Consider the following 13,698-nt stretch of genomic DNA (forward strand, 5'->3'; position numbering starts at 1 on the left):
TTCATCCCATAAAATTTACATACCATGAGTTTCATGTACAATCCGTACCCTTACGACGATCCGCGTGCGATCAATAAGCCGGTACTCGCCCCCCAGACCATCGAATCCGTCACAGCCGGAACTCCGCAGGCGGCAGCCAGACTCGCCCGGGAATTCGCAGAGACATTGAAAGCGACGCCCCAACGCAACCTGATCGTCGCATTCGACGGATACACCACGGCCGACTGGACCCGAACGATCAACCTGCTCTCGCAGCAACTCGGACTCCTCGGCATCGGATTCGAAGCGATGGATTTCGCACGGGTCTACAAAACCGAGGAACAGATCCACGAAATGGTCGACCCCTATCTGGAATGGGATCGCACGAAAGACCCGACGCTACTCTACGGCCGGATCTTCCGAGGCGGATACGAAGCGATGTTCGACCCTGCGAAAATCGAAGGGTTCGCACGACGGCTGTCCGAATTACAGGCATCCGCGGACCACGGCAAGGTGATCGCCGTCTACGGATACGGATGTCTCGTCGAAAGGCTGCGGCCGCTCTACGACAGAAAATGTTACTTCGATGTCACTCCCAAAGAATCGATCCTGCGTATCCGCCGCGGCGAATACGCCAACCTGGGCGACCGTACGGCCCGGCCTGCCAACCTCGTTATCCGGCGTTGTTACTACGTGGATTTCGAAATGGCCGTACACCTGCGCGGCGAACTCTTGCAGCAGAGCGTACTCGACTACTATGTCGCTTCCGACCATCACGACCGGATACATCTGCTGCCGCGGAATGCCATGGAACAGATGCTCGGCGCCCTGGCCGCCTATCCGTTCCGCTGCAAGCCCGTCTATTTGGAAGGGGTCTGGGGCGGCACCTATGTCAAGAAACTCCGCAACCTGCCCGACGCCATGCGCAACTGCGCGTGGGTCTTCGACCTGATCCCGATGGAGGTCAGCATCGTCGTCGAGGCCGGTGCCGAGCGGGTCGAGTTCCCGTTCTTTACTTTCGTACAGCGCGAAGGCGAGGCCATCATGGGCGATGCCTGCGTAAAGAAATTCCACGGTTATTTTCCGATCCGCTTCAACTACGACGACTCCTACCACAGCAACGGCAACATGTCGATCCAGGTACATTCGGGAGCCCGTTACAACCAAGAAAATTACGACGAGCTGGGACGTCAGGACGAAAGCTATTACGTGGTCGTGGCCGGACACAACGCCCGCACGTTCGTCGGATTCCGCGACGACGCCGACACCGAGCAGTTCATCCGGGACATCAAACGCGCCGACACGGAGTACAAGCCCGTCGATTATCTGAAATACGTCAACTACGAGGTTTCGAAACCCGGATTGCAGGTCATGCTTCCGGCCGGAACCATCCACTCTTCCGGCCGCAACCAGGTGGTGCTGGAAATCGGCAGCCTGACGATCGGTTCCTACACCTACAAACTCTACGATTACTTGCGCGCCGACCTCGACGGCAAGCCCCGGCCGATCCACACCTGGCACGGCGAACGCAACCTTGCATTCGAACGCAAGGCGTCGTGGGTACATGACCATATCGTACAACAGCCTCGCATCGTCCGCCAAGGCGAAACATGGGCGGAATATATCGTCGGAGAGAGCGACATGCTCTACTTCTCGCTGCGACGCCTCGAATTCGAGACAAGCGTCGAGGACAACACGAACGGCAGGTTCCACGTGTTGACGCTCGTCGACGGCGAACGCATCCGAATCCGTTCGATCGAACATCCCGAACGCTATTTCGACGCCGAATTCATGGACATGGTGGTCGTCCCCGCGGACATGGGGCGCTACGTCATCGAGAATCTCCGCACGGAGCCGATCTGCGTGCACAAAACCATGCTCAAAGATGGATTCGACGCCGAATAACGGGAAACTGCTTTTCGATGTCGGAGGGACGTTTCTCAAAGCCGTCATCGCCGACGGAAACGGACGGTTCGTTCCGGACACGGAATACTCCGTACCGATGCCGTCGGACGGTCCGCGCGAAGAGATCGAACAGGCCCTGATCGCCGCCGTGGAGCGAGGCATGCGCTCCGCGGCGGACCGAGGCCTGCGGATCGGATGCACGGGAATCGCCTTCCCCGGCCCGTTCGACTTCGGACTCGGCATTCCGCTGATGACGCACAAATTCCGGAACATATACGGCATATCGCTGCTCGACCTGCTCCGCACACGTACGGATGTGGGACCGACGATGCCCGTTCTGTTCATGCACGACGTGAACGCCGCGATGCTGGGCGAAATGCGCTGCGGAAACGCCCGGGGCTTCGCCAACGCAGCGCTCATCGCCCTCGGAACGGGACTCGGGTTCGCCTGCTGTCTCGACGGCGAGGTGCAATACGCTCCGACCGGTTCCCCTCGGATCACCGTCTACAAGAAACCGTTCCGCGACGGAATCCTCGAAGATTATGTCGCCAAACGCGGATTCCTACGACTCTACGGCGAGATAACGGGACAGGATACCGGGCCGTCGCTTACGGTGGCCGACTTGGGCCGCATGGCCGGAGAGGGGAATCCGGCCGCCAGGGAGACCTTTGCGACCATAGGCCGCATGCTGGGCGAGGCTCTCCGCGAACTGATCCGCAAGGAACGGATCGAGTGTCTGTTGCTGGGCGGTCAAATTTCCCGTTCGTACGCTTATCTCGAACCTGGCTTGCGCAAAGGCTTGTATGGGACGGCGTGTCTGCGGAGCATTGCTCCGGCGGCACACATCGGACATGCGGCTTTCTACGGACTTCTCGCACGACTCGACGGCCTGCGGCCGGAGACGTGATGCGTCGGGGGGGGGGCCGATCGCGGATCGTCTTTTCCTCCGATTCGACATATTACCTATCATACCCGTACGACCGACTGAGGCATCGGGAAAATCCAACCTATAAAACCAATGAAAAACAACTCTTTCACCTCGATAATCCATCGTTTGTTCGCTGTATCGGCGGCATTGATCCTGCTAATGGCCCAGAGCACCGGCTGCTCGAAGGAGGATTCCGAAGAGCACGGCATCCTCGATATCTCGGATGTCGTGCTGCTCGATCAGATCTACACATCGATCGGCAGCGAAGTCTCCATCTCCGGCAGAGGATTCGAATCCGGAGACGTCGTGGTACTGCGCCCCGTCCTCACAGGTTCGGCGGAATATACCGCTCCGGCCGTGCTCGTCACCTCGACGGAGATCGTTTTCGTCGTTCCCGACGGTCTGACCAGCGGCGAATACAAAGTCTATGTGTCGCGCAACGGCCAGAACCTGCTGCTCGGACGCACGACCTTCAATCTGCTTTCGGACATTCCGGACAAAGCGGGCATGAATATCAAAGGCACCGTCACCTGCAACGGCGAACCGGTGGCCGGAGTGGTCGTATCGGACGGTTCGGAGGTGACAAGGACGGATGCCGAAGGGATCTATTACCTCGCATCGGACAAAAAGAACGGATATGTCTTCATCTCGGTGCCGAGCGGTTACGAAGTGGATCATTCGGGTACGACGCCACGCTTCTTCGGCTACCTAAACCAGTCGGCTTCGACGGTCGAGCAACGGGATTTCGCACTTGCGAAATGCGACAACAGTCATCATCGCATAGTCGTCTTCACGGACGTGCACCTGGCCCGGCGCGTTTCGGACCGCAGCCAGTTTCAAAGCGGATTCCTGCGTGAAATGACCGACTATCTGAAAAGCTGCCGCGCAGACAACATTCCGGTATACGGGATCGCCCTGGGCGATCTGGCCTGGGATCAATACTGGTACGAAAACGATTACGACCTGAACGATTATCAAAACGACCTGAAATCGCTCGACTTCCCCGTATTCAGCGCACCGGGCAATCACGACAACGATCCCACGGTCGCCAACGACGATTTCGCGGCCGCAGGCCCCTTCCGGCAGATCATCGGGCCAACGGATTTTTCGTTCAACATCGGAAACGTACACTACATTCTGCTGGACAACGTCGTTTATGAAAATCCGAACGGAATCGACGGCACGCATAGTTATTCGGTCCGTCTAACGGATGAAAAACTCGAATGGCTGAGGAAAGACCTCGCGACAGTGGACAAGCAGACTCCGGTCTTCGTCGGGATGCACGTCCCGCTGCACAAGACTCCTACCCTCGACGACACCGGCCGCACGACTACAAGCTATAATATGGAGGATGCCGAACGTTTCGTGGAGTGTCTGGAAGGCTACGACGTGAACATTCTCACGGGACACACCCACTACAATTTCAACATCACGAAATCGGAACGCCTGCGCGAACACAATATCGCCGCCGTATGCGCTACCTGGTGGTGGACGGGGCACACCGATTACGCCGGCAATCATATCTGCCGCGACGGGTCGCCCGGAGGATACAAGATCTTCGAAGCGACCGGCAGCGACGTACGCTGGTACTACAAAAGCATCGGCAAGGACGCCGGATACCAATTCCGCACCTACGACCTGAACGAGTGTCTGCTCGAGAAATCGGACTTCTGTCCGTCGGCCAGCGACTCCGACTTCGCAAAATACGCTTTCGGGTATGATCGGGCGAACGACAATAACGAAGTGCTCATCAACGTCTTCGACTGGGCGGACGACTGGAAGATCGAAGTGACGGATCTTTCGGACGATTCGTCTCTCGCGGTGCAGCGCGTCCGTACGCACGATCCTTTGCATGTCATCTCCTACAATATGCGGAAACTCGACAAGAAGAGCGCAATGACTTTCCCGACCTCGTATTCGGCCCATATGTTCAAGGTAAAGGCCCGTACGGCCTCTTCGTCACTGCGCATCGTCGTAACCGACGGTTTCGAAAATCATTACGAACAGATCATGGAGCGCCCGAAAGCTCTCTCCTTCGCCATGGAATGAAATCGTTCCGTCCGTCGCGGCAAACGGGGTTCCCGGAAATCGGGAACTCCCGTTTTTATTTTCCGTGATCGTGTCTATCCGGATGTCGAGTGCGTCATGGCCCGTATGCGAAAAACGACGACGGAGCTGTCAATCTATTATCAGCCCTATATATTCGATCGGAATGAACAGGCATGTGCCGTATTGCGTGCGCATCCGTATAGACGAAGAGGCCCGGAACTGATGTTCCGGGCCTCCTGTTTTCGTCGTTCGGGAGCGGATCAATATCCGGTATTGTTTTCGATATTGGGCATGACCTCAGTAGTTTTGTTCGGGATCGGCCACAAGTACATTTTGGGGGCGATGAACTGCCTCTGCGAGAGTTTGTTGGCCTGCGACTCGAAAAATGAGGGCTCCCCTTTGACGGTTCGGCTGAAATCGGGGCATCCGCTTTCGTCGATCTCGGGAACAGCACCGTGGAACCAATATTGCATATAGGCGTCCTGGCGCGCCTTGTTCTTTGCCGGAAGGCCATAATTGGGATAGTTCATTACCTTTTCGGCAATACGCCAGCGATAGAGATCCAGGTAACGTAGCTGTTCGAAAGCGAGCTCCATACGACGTTCCGTACGAATGATCGTGCGCAGCTTGGTCTGCTCCCGTTCGGCGACGGCCGGATATTGCCCCGTCGCAGAAACTTCGACGCCGTAAGCACGGGCGCGCACACGGTTGATCGCTTCGAGCACCGAATCGTCGATTTCGTTGAGTTCCATTTTGGCCTCCGCATACATCAGCAATACGTCGGCATAACGCAATATCCGTTTGTCTGGCTCCGTCTCATAGGGCGAAAGCCAGCTTTCGTCGATTCCTTTTTTCAGGGCCAACCCGTTGTAGGAGGCGTATTGGTTCGAATTCCCCGATATCAGATACGTGCGCGAGTCGTTGTTGGTCACCATCTTGCCCTCTTTGCTGCTGTATATTTCCGCTACGTCCAGCCGGGGATTGAATTCATATCCCAAATGCTGGGTTCCGAATTCGACGATCGTGTAACTGCACCGCGGATCGCGATTCTTAAAAGGCTCGCTCGGATCATAAAGCGGCGATTCGTCGATCGGCAGACCGTCCGTGCAGAGAAACGAGCACAGAAGATCCCAGGACGGAAGCTCGCCCAATGCGTTGGTGCCCACAGGAGTGCGCGTCAGTTTCACGGTCACGGACTGCCCGTTGAGGTACTGTCTCAACGACCCGTTGGAATAGGCTTTCGAACGCGGGATCACGAAAATGCCTTCGGGCGAATTTTTCGTCGATTGCAGGAAGAGTTCCGGAAAGCTGTCGTGAAGTTTGTACACGTTCAGATCCATGCAATTCTTGGCTGCTTCCGCTGCGATCCCGAAGAGCCGTTCGGCTTCCGAGGGATTTCCCAGTCCATAGGTGTCCCACTTCCGAATGGACGCGAAATGGAGCGCCGTGCGGGCTTTCATGCCGTAGGCGGCTCCTTTCGTGGCCCGCTGCACCTCCGAAGCGGAGTACTCCCTGGGCAGCATTTCCACGACGTCATCGAACTCTTCGAGCACGTCCTCCAGCACCGACCAACGGTCGGTACGTTCGAGCAGATAGGCCGCATTTCGCCCCTCTTCGGATTCGATGTCGATGTTTTCGTCCACGACCACCACATCGCCGAAGTGCATCAGCAGACGGGCATAGAAACAGGCCCGGTAGAAACGTGCGTTCCCCAGAATACGATTTCGGAGTTCCGGGTCCATCTGCGCCTCGACCTTGTGCAATTCCGTGATGATCTTGTTGCATCGGTTGATCGCCGTATATGTGTTGTCCCACATGGCCGTCGCCACGGGATTGGTGCTGTTGAGCGATCCGTTGGTGAAGCTCAGCAGCTTGTCGCGGTTGGTGAAGTCGTCGGTGATGGCATCCAATGCACATTGGTTGGAGCCGGTCCACTCCAAACGTTCCTGAGGCCAGAACATATGGAGCAAGAGTACATTGAGGTTCATTTCGAATTGTTCGGGTGTCTGAAACCAGTTTCCTGTCGCGGCCTCATCCTTCGGATTGAGATCCAGATCGCTGCATGCCAGGAGAGCCGCGCTGCAAATCGCAGCTATCATATACCTTAAACGTCTCATATTTTAGGGAATTTATGTAGATTTAAAATGTAATCTGCGCGGAAAACAACACCGATTTAGTGATCGGATAGGCCGAAACGCCTCCCTCGGGGTCCCATCCTTTCGGAAAATCGCTGCACGTGAAAAAGTCGGTGAGCGTTACCGAAAAACGAAGGTTGCGAACCCAGACCTTATTCATCCACCGTTCCGGCAGAGAGTAGCCGAGCGTAAGGTTCTTCACCCGAAAATAGGAGCCGTCGAACATCCAGAAGTCGGAAATGGCATAATTGTTTCCCTCGCTCTGATACGAATAACGCGGGTAGCGGGCATGACGGTTTTCCTCGATCGTATTTTTCCTGCTCCACGAATTCGCGCCGGCGATCAGCGTCGGGACATTGTACCATTGGGCCCGCAGCGGTTGTACCATGCTCTCCGAGAGGTAGGAGTTGCGTTTGCCGACACCCTGGAAATCCATACTGAAATCCAGCCCCTTCCATGCGAGCGAGATGTTGCCTCCGTAATTGAAGTGCGGTAGCGAAGACCCCAATACGACCCTGTCGTAGGCAGCGTTGATCACATTCGGGGAGTCGGCTCCGTCCGCTATATTCTTATAACGTATGTCTCCTACGGTTACCGCGCTGTTGGTTCGGGGCGAGTCGTTTACTTCCGCTTCGGTCTGGTAGATGCCGTCGCTCACATATCCGTACCACGACTGGTACTCGACGCCTTCCCTGATGATCTTTCCGCCCGAGATGATCTCCTTGTTGCCGATATACCCCATTTTCGAAACGTCGTCCGACAAGTTGAAGGATACGGAATACGTCAGGTCTCCGATTCTGTCGCGCCATCCCAGCGTGATTTCCCAGCCGCGGGTATTCATCGTTCCGACGTTGTCGTAGGGATCGCTCAGACCGATGATCGGTGCGATAGGTACGGTCAGCAGCATATCGTCCGTACGTTTGTAGTAATAGTCGGCCGTCAGCGAGAGCCGATTTTTCAGAAATGTCAGGTCGACGCCCACGTCGTAGGTAGTGGTCGTTTCCCAGGTGAGGTCTCTGACGACCGCCGCTGTCTGGGAATAACCCGGGAGCGAGGTTACGGTATTGCCGATATAGCCGACCGAATATGCCGGAGTGAGCGTCGTCTGGTAGGGATAATAGCCGTTGATCCGTTCGTTGCCGAGTTCGCCGTAAGAGACACGGAGTTTGCCGAAATCGAACCAGTCTTTCGTTCCGGACATGAAGTTTTCCGAGGTAAAGACCCATCCGGCGGAAGCTGACAGGAACGTACCCCAGCGGGAATCCGGAGCAAAACGCGAAGAACCGTCCCTGCGGATATTGCCCTGAATGTAATACTTATTGCGATAATTGTACATCACGCGCCCGAAATACGAACGACGGGCCAATTCGAAGACGTTCTCGCTTTTGGCCACTACGTCGGAAGTACCTCCGGCCGAGAGATAGGGGATCAGCGAATGCGGAAATTTACTTTTCGAGGCAAGCAGCCCCTCCTGTTCGTATTTGTAATTTTCGTAACCGATCATGGCGCTGAAATTATGGTCTTCTCCGAACGTCTTTTGATAATTGGCATAAAACTGCGTCGTATGACTAAATGTATCGCTGCGCGTCTCTTTGAGTTCGGTCGTCGTCGCTTCGGTGATGTATTTCGTGCTTACGGTCGAGGAATCGCCGGCGCGGAAATAAGGCACCTGCTTCTGGAAGTCCTTTTCCTTCGTATACGAGAAGTTCGGGGCGAACACTCCCGTGACGGAGAAACCCTTGAAAGGTGTCAGGTCGAGCTGGAACTTTCCCGTCATCTTGTAACCGTGCACGTCGATCGTACCGCCGTCCATCAGGGCTGCATATTTATTGCTGCCCTCTTTCCCTTCCGCATAGCGCCCGTCGCTCAATGTCGCAGCGTAAATGGCCGGAATATAGCGCATCTGGGCCGACGGCGAAGTATGGGGGTTCACCTTGTCCGTTTTGCGCAGGGAAATGTCGGCCGACGCCTTCATCCATTTGAAAAGTTCGAAATCGTTGTTCAACCGCAGCGTATAACGCTTCCAGGAAAGATTTTTCGTAAAAAGACCGTCCACGTCGTCGTACCCGAAATTCAGCGACGTGCTCCGTTTGGCGCTTCCCGAACGGAAGGAAACGTTGTGCGACTGTCGCACGGCGTAATCTTTCAACAGCAACGAAAGCCAATCCGTATTCGGATATTTGTCGGGGTCCTCACGGTTGAGATTCCAATAGTTGTCCACTACGTCCTTCGTATAGGTCTGATACCATCCACCCCCCCCCGGGGAAATCGTTGTAGTTTAATTCGTTGACCGCTTTCATGTAGTCGACGGCATTCATGTAGTCGGGCATCGACGTCGGAAAATCGAGTCCGAGCGTATAGTTGTAGGTAACGCTCGTTCCGCTATTCCCCCCGCGTTTGGTTGTTACCAGAATGACGCCCGCCGCGGCCTGCGACCCGTAGATCGAAGCGGACGCAGCATCTTTCAATACCGTTATGTTGGCTACATCCGTCAGATTGAGATCGGAAAGATTGCCCGGAACCCCGTCGATCAAGACATAGGGATCCGAAGCGCCTTCGGTCATCGAAGTGATGCCGCGGATGCGAATGGTCGCCGATTGGCCGGGTGCAGAATTGGTGCGTGTCACCGTCACGCCGGGCATCGCTCCCTGAAGCGCCATCGAAACGGTCTGCGTCTGTCTGTTGAGGATCGCTCCGCCGTCGATGCTGCTGAGCGATCCGGTCAGGTCTTTCTTCTGGACGGAGCCATAGCCGATAACCACTACCTCGTCGAGCAGGTTATTGTCCTCCTCGAGCACTACCGAAATCGCGGCGTTGCTCTCCGTGAGCGGAATTCTCTTCGTTTTGTATCCGATGCAGCTGACCGAAAGCGCGGAACCTTGGGACGGTTTCTGCTTCAAGTCGAGTGTGAAAGTACCCGTCACGTCCGATGTCGTGCCGAACTGGGTTCCTTCGAGAACGATCGTTGCACCTACTACGGGGGCATCGGTCGTCGTCCGGACTGCACCTTGAATCGTGTAAGCAGGCGAGGATTGGGCCGCAGCGAGGAACGGTATCAAACCGACCGTTGCTAAAAGCATATTTATTGGTATTGCTACCAGTAAATTACTTTTTTCGCGAATGTAACATACGATTTTTTTCATGTTGTTAAAATTAATAGTATATTTGCGGTACCACACAACACCAAACCTTGCTTGAATAATATAAGTGTTGTTAGGTGTGGTACAAATATAGCTTAATTTTGCGAACTGACAAAAAAGAAGGAAATTTTAACGACTTTTTTAACGTGTTTTTTTGTCTGAAACGACTGTTTTCAGACCTGATTCCGGTTTTAAAACCAACTTAAAATGCAGAACCATGAAAAAGAGCCTTTTTAATTTTGCAGCGACGATGCTCATGTCCGCAGGAGCCGTCGTATTCAATGCCTGCTCCGACGACAATACGGACAGCGACGGAGGAGTCGGAACCTTGGAAGTTACGCCGGCTTCTCTCGAAACGATCGCCGACTACGGCGGTAGTTTCTCGTTCGATGTTCGGAGCAACTCCTATTGGCATGTCTCCGTGGAGGATGCCGACGAACTGCCGTTGGATTGGGCGTCTGCCGATATCGTTTCCGGCATGGGAAATGCGTCGGTCAATCTTTCGGTAGAAACCAACGACGGGCAGGCGGTTCGGACGGGACGCATCGTTTTCGAACTCGATGATATGAGCAGCCGTACGGAAATCCCTTTTTCGCAGCAGGGAAATGACGCGGGCGGAACGGAAACGGTCTATGCCATCACGCCGATTTCCGATTTCTTCCTGTGCGATCCGCAATCTGCCGACGGTGGAGAATATCGAGTTTACACTTGTACGTTTGACGCCGACACGGAAACCGTCACGTTCTCTCAGACCGGCAATACCGTTTGGCGCATAGGAGGAACGGACGACAAGACTTCGCGTGTATTCGGCAAATCGCAAATTTATAACGGCCGTTTTGCCACGACCGGCTGGGGCGGTGAAGATTGGGAGAAATCCGCATTGATCGTCAAGATGAAAGCCACGTCCGATCTGAAAGGACGATTGCGTTTCGGATTCGGATTCGTTTCCGCAGATGCCGTTCCGAAAAACTGGGAATGCACTTGGAGTGCGGACGGAAAGAGCTGGAACAAGGGCATGGAGGTAGCGGCGACGCCGTATACGGATTTTTCCCCGACGTTTGAACTCAAAAGTACGTCGCCCTATAAAATGGCGCGTTTCAGCATTTCCGAAGGACAAACGATAAAAAAAGCAATTTCCTATATATAAAAATCGCGCCGACGGACAATACGCCTATCAAAGGATCGGAAGTACTGTCGACCGGTACCGTCACGCTGAATCACGGGTTCTATCTGACGACGCACGAAAAGAAGGCTTACAATACCCGTCCCATGCCCGACGACGACAATATCGTTCTGGCGCACGGTTTCGACGAAGCGTTCAATGGCCATGATTACTTCATTCCCGCACGTTATTTCCTTTCGAATTATAACAACCTTTACAATGAGGTTATGCCGGACGGCTGGTCGGCGAGCGATACCGGCGTTCGCGAATGTCCCGGCTACGTCATGTTCGGAGCCAATCAGGACAAAGGAAGCGGGTGGCTTATGACTCCCCCGCTCGCGAAACTCGGCGATACGCCTTCCGAAATCACCGTTACGTTCGATCTGGCTTTCTATGCGTCGGCGGCTTATAAGAATGAGACCAAGTCGATGTCGGTCTCCGTCGAGGGGCCGGGAACGGTCGGAGCACAGCCCGATTACAGCGATCTTCCGAGCATCAATGGGGCGACGATCGCCGAAATGGAGGCTACGGATAAGGCCTATTTCAAATGGTACGAAGGTTATCAGGTGAAAATATCCGGAGCGACGAAAGATACGCGGATCAAATTCGCAACCGCCAACGGCCGTCATTTCCTGGACAACATTGTCGTGACGAAAGACTGACGGAGTTGAGGAACGGGATTCCTGCGAATTCCGGAGATTTCGGTCGAAAACGCAGATAAACAGAATCGGAGGGGTCGGGAACTTTTCGTTCCCGACCTCTGTTCTTTCGCCTCTTTTACCGGTACACGCGAATGATTTTATCCCATCCAGGACGATCCGCTGCCATTCAGCCTTACGGAGGAAACAGTCCCTGTTACCCCAGCCGCGACCGCCGTCGGGATAGATCATGTATGGAAACTTTTACCCGATTTCCTTCAACATATCGAAACGGTTCAGATTTACATAATGTACGGTCATGATCTCAGCCTCCCTTGAAAATATCCGGCGACATTCCCAAAAGCGAAGCGGAACGGAATCGCACCTTCTTACGAATTCAGTTACATCTCTTTCAGGCGCAAGTTCAGTCTTCGCAGCAGAATCTCCCTTTCCGTTCTCCGGTGCCGAACGTCATCGGGAAACAGAGGTCGAATGGATAAACGACTTTCTTATGAACGTCTGAATACTATCCGATCCTATCACAGAAAATCGCGGCAGTCAAATGACTGCCGCGATCGAACGATCGGGAACCGCCGCAACGGTTTCCGGCACACGGACGCCCGCCGATGCGGGCCACCCGCATCTCCCGATTAATACCGTCTGCGGTTGTAACCGCCGCCGTAGCCGCCATTACCGCCGCGATTGCCGCCGCCGTAACCGCCCGACGAACGCTCCGTCTTCGGACGGGCCACGTTCACCGTAAGCACCTTGCCTTCGAACTCGCTGCCGTTGATCCGGTCGATGGCTTTCTGCCCCTCGCCGTCATCGGGCATCTCGACGAACCCGAATCCGCGGGAACGCCCCGTCTCCCGATCGGTAATCACATTTGCCGACGATACTTCGCCGAACTGTGCAAATAAATTCTGTAAGCTTTCGCTGCTTGTACCCCAGCTGAGGTTCGAAACATAAATGTTCATCTGAATCTGTAAATTAAAAATTGTTATTTGTTGCTGATCGCTACGCGCACCGCGTTCATCCCGCGCGTGCCGCGTTCGAGTTCGAATGTCACCCGATTGCCCTCGGCAATCGCTGCGGGAGCCTGCGTGATATGGAAAAAGTACTTTTCGCCGTTGTCCGAGTTCCGGATGAAGCCGTACCCCTTGGCTGCGTCGAAATACTCCACGCGGCCCTCGAAAGGGACGATCTCCTCCGGTTCCGACCTGCGGGGTACCGAGACCTCGATCTGCGATGCGTCGATCTCCTCGCGTTCCCCGACTTCGGGCGGTGTCGTGTGAAGAACACCGTTTTCATCCACATAAGCTAGCATCTCCTCGAAATTGCGGCTGCCGCTGCTCTGGCGTTCTTCCCTTTTCCGTTGTTTGTCCAGCCGCTTGGTCTGTTTGATCTTTTCTCTTTCTCTCTTTCCCGATGTAATCCGTTTTGCCATTTATCAATTCATTTTTTCTGAGGGTTCCGACACCGTGCGCAATACGCCGCAACAGCGTACACTGCGCCCGCCGCAGGCATATTGCTCCAAACAAAGGAGCCGATAATGACGTCGATTTTGAGAATAGAAAGACCCGCGTATACGACCGGATCGAACTCTTACAAAGAAAGATTCAGAATAAAACTCGATTGTTTCCCGACAAAGATAGGTATTTTATTCCGTATTTCCTATTTTCTTGAAAATCTTATGACATCCGGCCTCTTTTTTCTTTCCGCGGCGACCGGAAAAGGAAGCCGCGGAGACGGCGATTCCGGA

The 13,698-nt window shown here is 54.6% G+C and carries 10 protein-coding genes; 5 read left to right on the forward strand and 5 right to left on the reverse strand.

The window, feature by feature from the left end:
- Positions 1 to 24 precede the first annotated feature (24 nt).
- The 3 genes from FMF02_RS02245 (at position 25) to FMF02_RS02255 (ending at position 4,861) form a co-directional block, all read left to right on the forward strand.
- A complete protein-coding gene (locus FMF02_RS02245; RefSeq protein ID WP_244611605.1) occupies positions 25 to 1,884 on the forward strand; it encodes a class I mannose-6-phosphate isomerase in 1,860 nt (619 codons plus the stop codon).
- Positions 1,865 to 2,791, forward strand: a complete 927-nt coding sequence (locus tag FMF02_RS02250; protein ID WP_141412065.1) for an ROK family protein — start codon at positions 1,865 to 1,867, stop codon at positions 2,789 to 2,791. The genes FMF02_RS02245 and FMF02_RS02250 overlap by 20 nt, the downstream gene beginning before the upstream one ends.
- Before the next feature lie 111 nt (positions 2,792 to 2,902).
- Positions 2,903 to 4,861, forward strand: coding sequence for a calcineurin-like phosphoesterase C-terminal domain-containing protein (locus FMF02_RS02255; protein WP_141412066.1), 1,959 nt, complete (start codon positions 2,903 to 2,905; stop codon positions 4,859 to 4,861).
- A gap of 260 nt (positions 4,862 to 5,121) precedes the next feature.
- Here the strand turns inward: FMF02_RS02255 and FMF02_RS02260 are convergent, their stop codons facing one another.
- Genes FMF02_RS02260 through FMF02_RS13835 form a run of 3 tightly spaced genes read right to left on the reverse strand, consistent with a single transcriptional unit; the run spans position 5,122 to position 10,076 of the window.
- Positions 5,122 to 6,978: a RagB/SusD family nutrient uptake outer membrane protein gene (locus FMF02_RS02260; protein WP_141412067.1), complete on the reverse strand. Its 1,857-nt coding sequence runs from the start codon at positions 6,976 to 6,978 to the stop codon at positions 5,122 to 5,124.
- Between the two features lie 22 nt (positions 6,979 to 7,000).
- Positions 7,001 to 9,217 (reverse strand): SusC/RagA family TonB-linked outer membrane protein, encoded by a 2,217-nt coding sequence (locus FMF02_RS02265; protein WP_244611606.1) that lies wholly within the window; start codon positions 9,215 to 9,217, stop codon positions 7,001 to 7,003.
- Positions 9,189 to 10,076, reverse strand: a complete 888-nt coding sequence (locus FMF02_RS13835) for a TonB-dependent receptor plug domain-containing protein (RefSeq protein ID WP_244611607.1) — start codon at positions 10,074 to 10,076, stop codon at positions 9,189 to 9,191. Before FMF02_RS13835 ends, FMF02_RS02265 begins: the two co-directional genes overlap by 29 nt.
- A gap of 214 nt (positions 10,077 to 10,290) precedes the next feature.
- On the opposite strand from FMF02_RS13835, the gene FMF02_RS02270 reads away from it, so the two are divergent.
- Together FMF02_RS02270 and FMF02_RS02275 are read left to right on the forward strand one after the other, a co-directional pair.
- Positions 10,291 to 11,283 carry a BACON domain-containing protein gene (locus tag FMF02_RS02270; RefSeq protein ID WP_141412068.1) on the forward strand — a complete coding sequence of 331 codons (993 nt, stop codon included), beginning with the start codon at positions 10,291 to 10,293 and terminating at the stop codon, positions 11,281 to 11,283.
- Between the two features lie 122 nt (positions 11,284 to 11,405).
- Positions 11,406 to 11,960, forward strand: a complete 555-nt coding sequence (locus FMF02_RS02275) for a hypothetical protein (protein ID WP_141412069.1) — start codon at positions 11,406 to 11,408, stop codon at positions 11,958 to 11,960.
- A gap of 626 nt (positions 11,961 to 12,586) precedes the next feature.
- Here the strand turns inward: FMF02_RS02275 and rbp are convergent.
- Complete coding sequence (rbp, locus tag FMF02_RS02280) at positions 12,587 to 12,913, reverse strand: RNA-binding regulator (RefSeq protein ID WP_019131236.1); 327 nt, start codon at positions 12,911 to 12,913, stop codon at positions 12,587 to 12,589.
- A gap of 23 nt (positions 12,914 to 12,936) precedes the next feature.
- Complete coding sequence (locus FMF02_RS02285; protein ID WP_141412070.1) at positions 12,937 to 13,383, reverse strand: cold-shock protein; 447 nt, start codon at positions 13,381 to 13,383, stop codon at positions 12,937 to 12,939.
- Between the last annotated feature and the right edge of the window lie 315 nt (positions 13,384 to 13,698).

This window comes from Alistipes communis (assembly GCF_006542665.1).
Lineage (GTDB): Bacteria > Bacteroidota > Bacteroidia > Bacteroidales > Rikenellaceae > Alistipes > Alistipes communis.

Bases quoted from the DNA above. Each gene is read 5' to 3' on its own strand.
- rbp (WP_019131236.1), bottom strand. From the start codon at position 12,913: ATGAACATTTATGTTTCGAACCTCAGCTGGGGTACAAGCAGCGAAAGC.
- FMF02_RS02275 (WP_141412069.1), top strand. From the start codon at position 11,406: ATGCCCGACGACGACAATATCGTTCTGGCGCACGGTTTCGACGAAGCG.
- FMF02_RS02255 (WP_141412066.1), top strand. From the start codon at position 2,903: ATGAAAAACAACTCTTTCACCTCGATAATCCATCGTTTGTTCGCTGTA.
- FMF02_RS13835 (WP_244611607.1), bottom strand. From the start codon at position 10,076: ATGCTTTTAGCAACGGTCGGTTTGATACCGTTCCTCGCTGCGGCCCAA.
- FMF02_RS02260 (WP_141412067.1), bottom strand. From the start codon at position 6,978: ATGAGACGTTTAAGGTATATGATAGCTGCGATTTGCAGCGCGGCTCTC.
- FMF02_RS02250 (WP_141412065.1), top strand. From the start codon at position 1,865: ATGGATTCGACGCCGAATAACGGGAAACTGCTTTTCGATGTCGGAGGG.
- FMF02_RS02245 (WP_244611605.1), top strand. From the start codon at position 25: ATGAGTTTCATGTACAATCCGTACCCTTACGACGATCCGCGTGCGATC.
- FMF02_RS02285 (WP_141412070.1), bottom strand. From the start codon at position 13,383: ATGGCAAAACGGATTACATCGGGAAAGAGAGAAAGAGAAAAGATCAAA.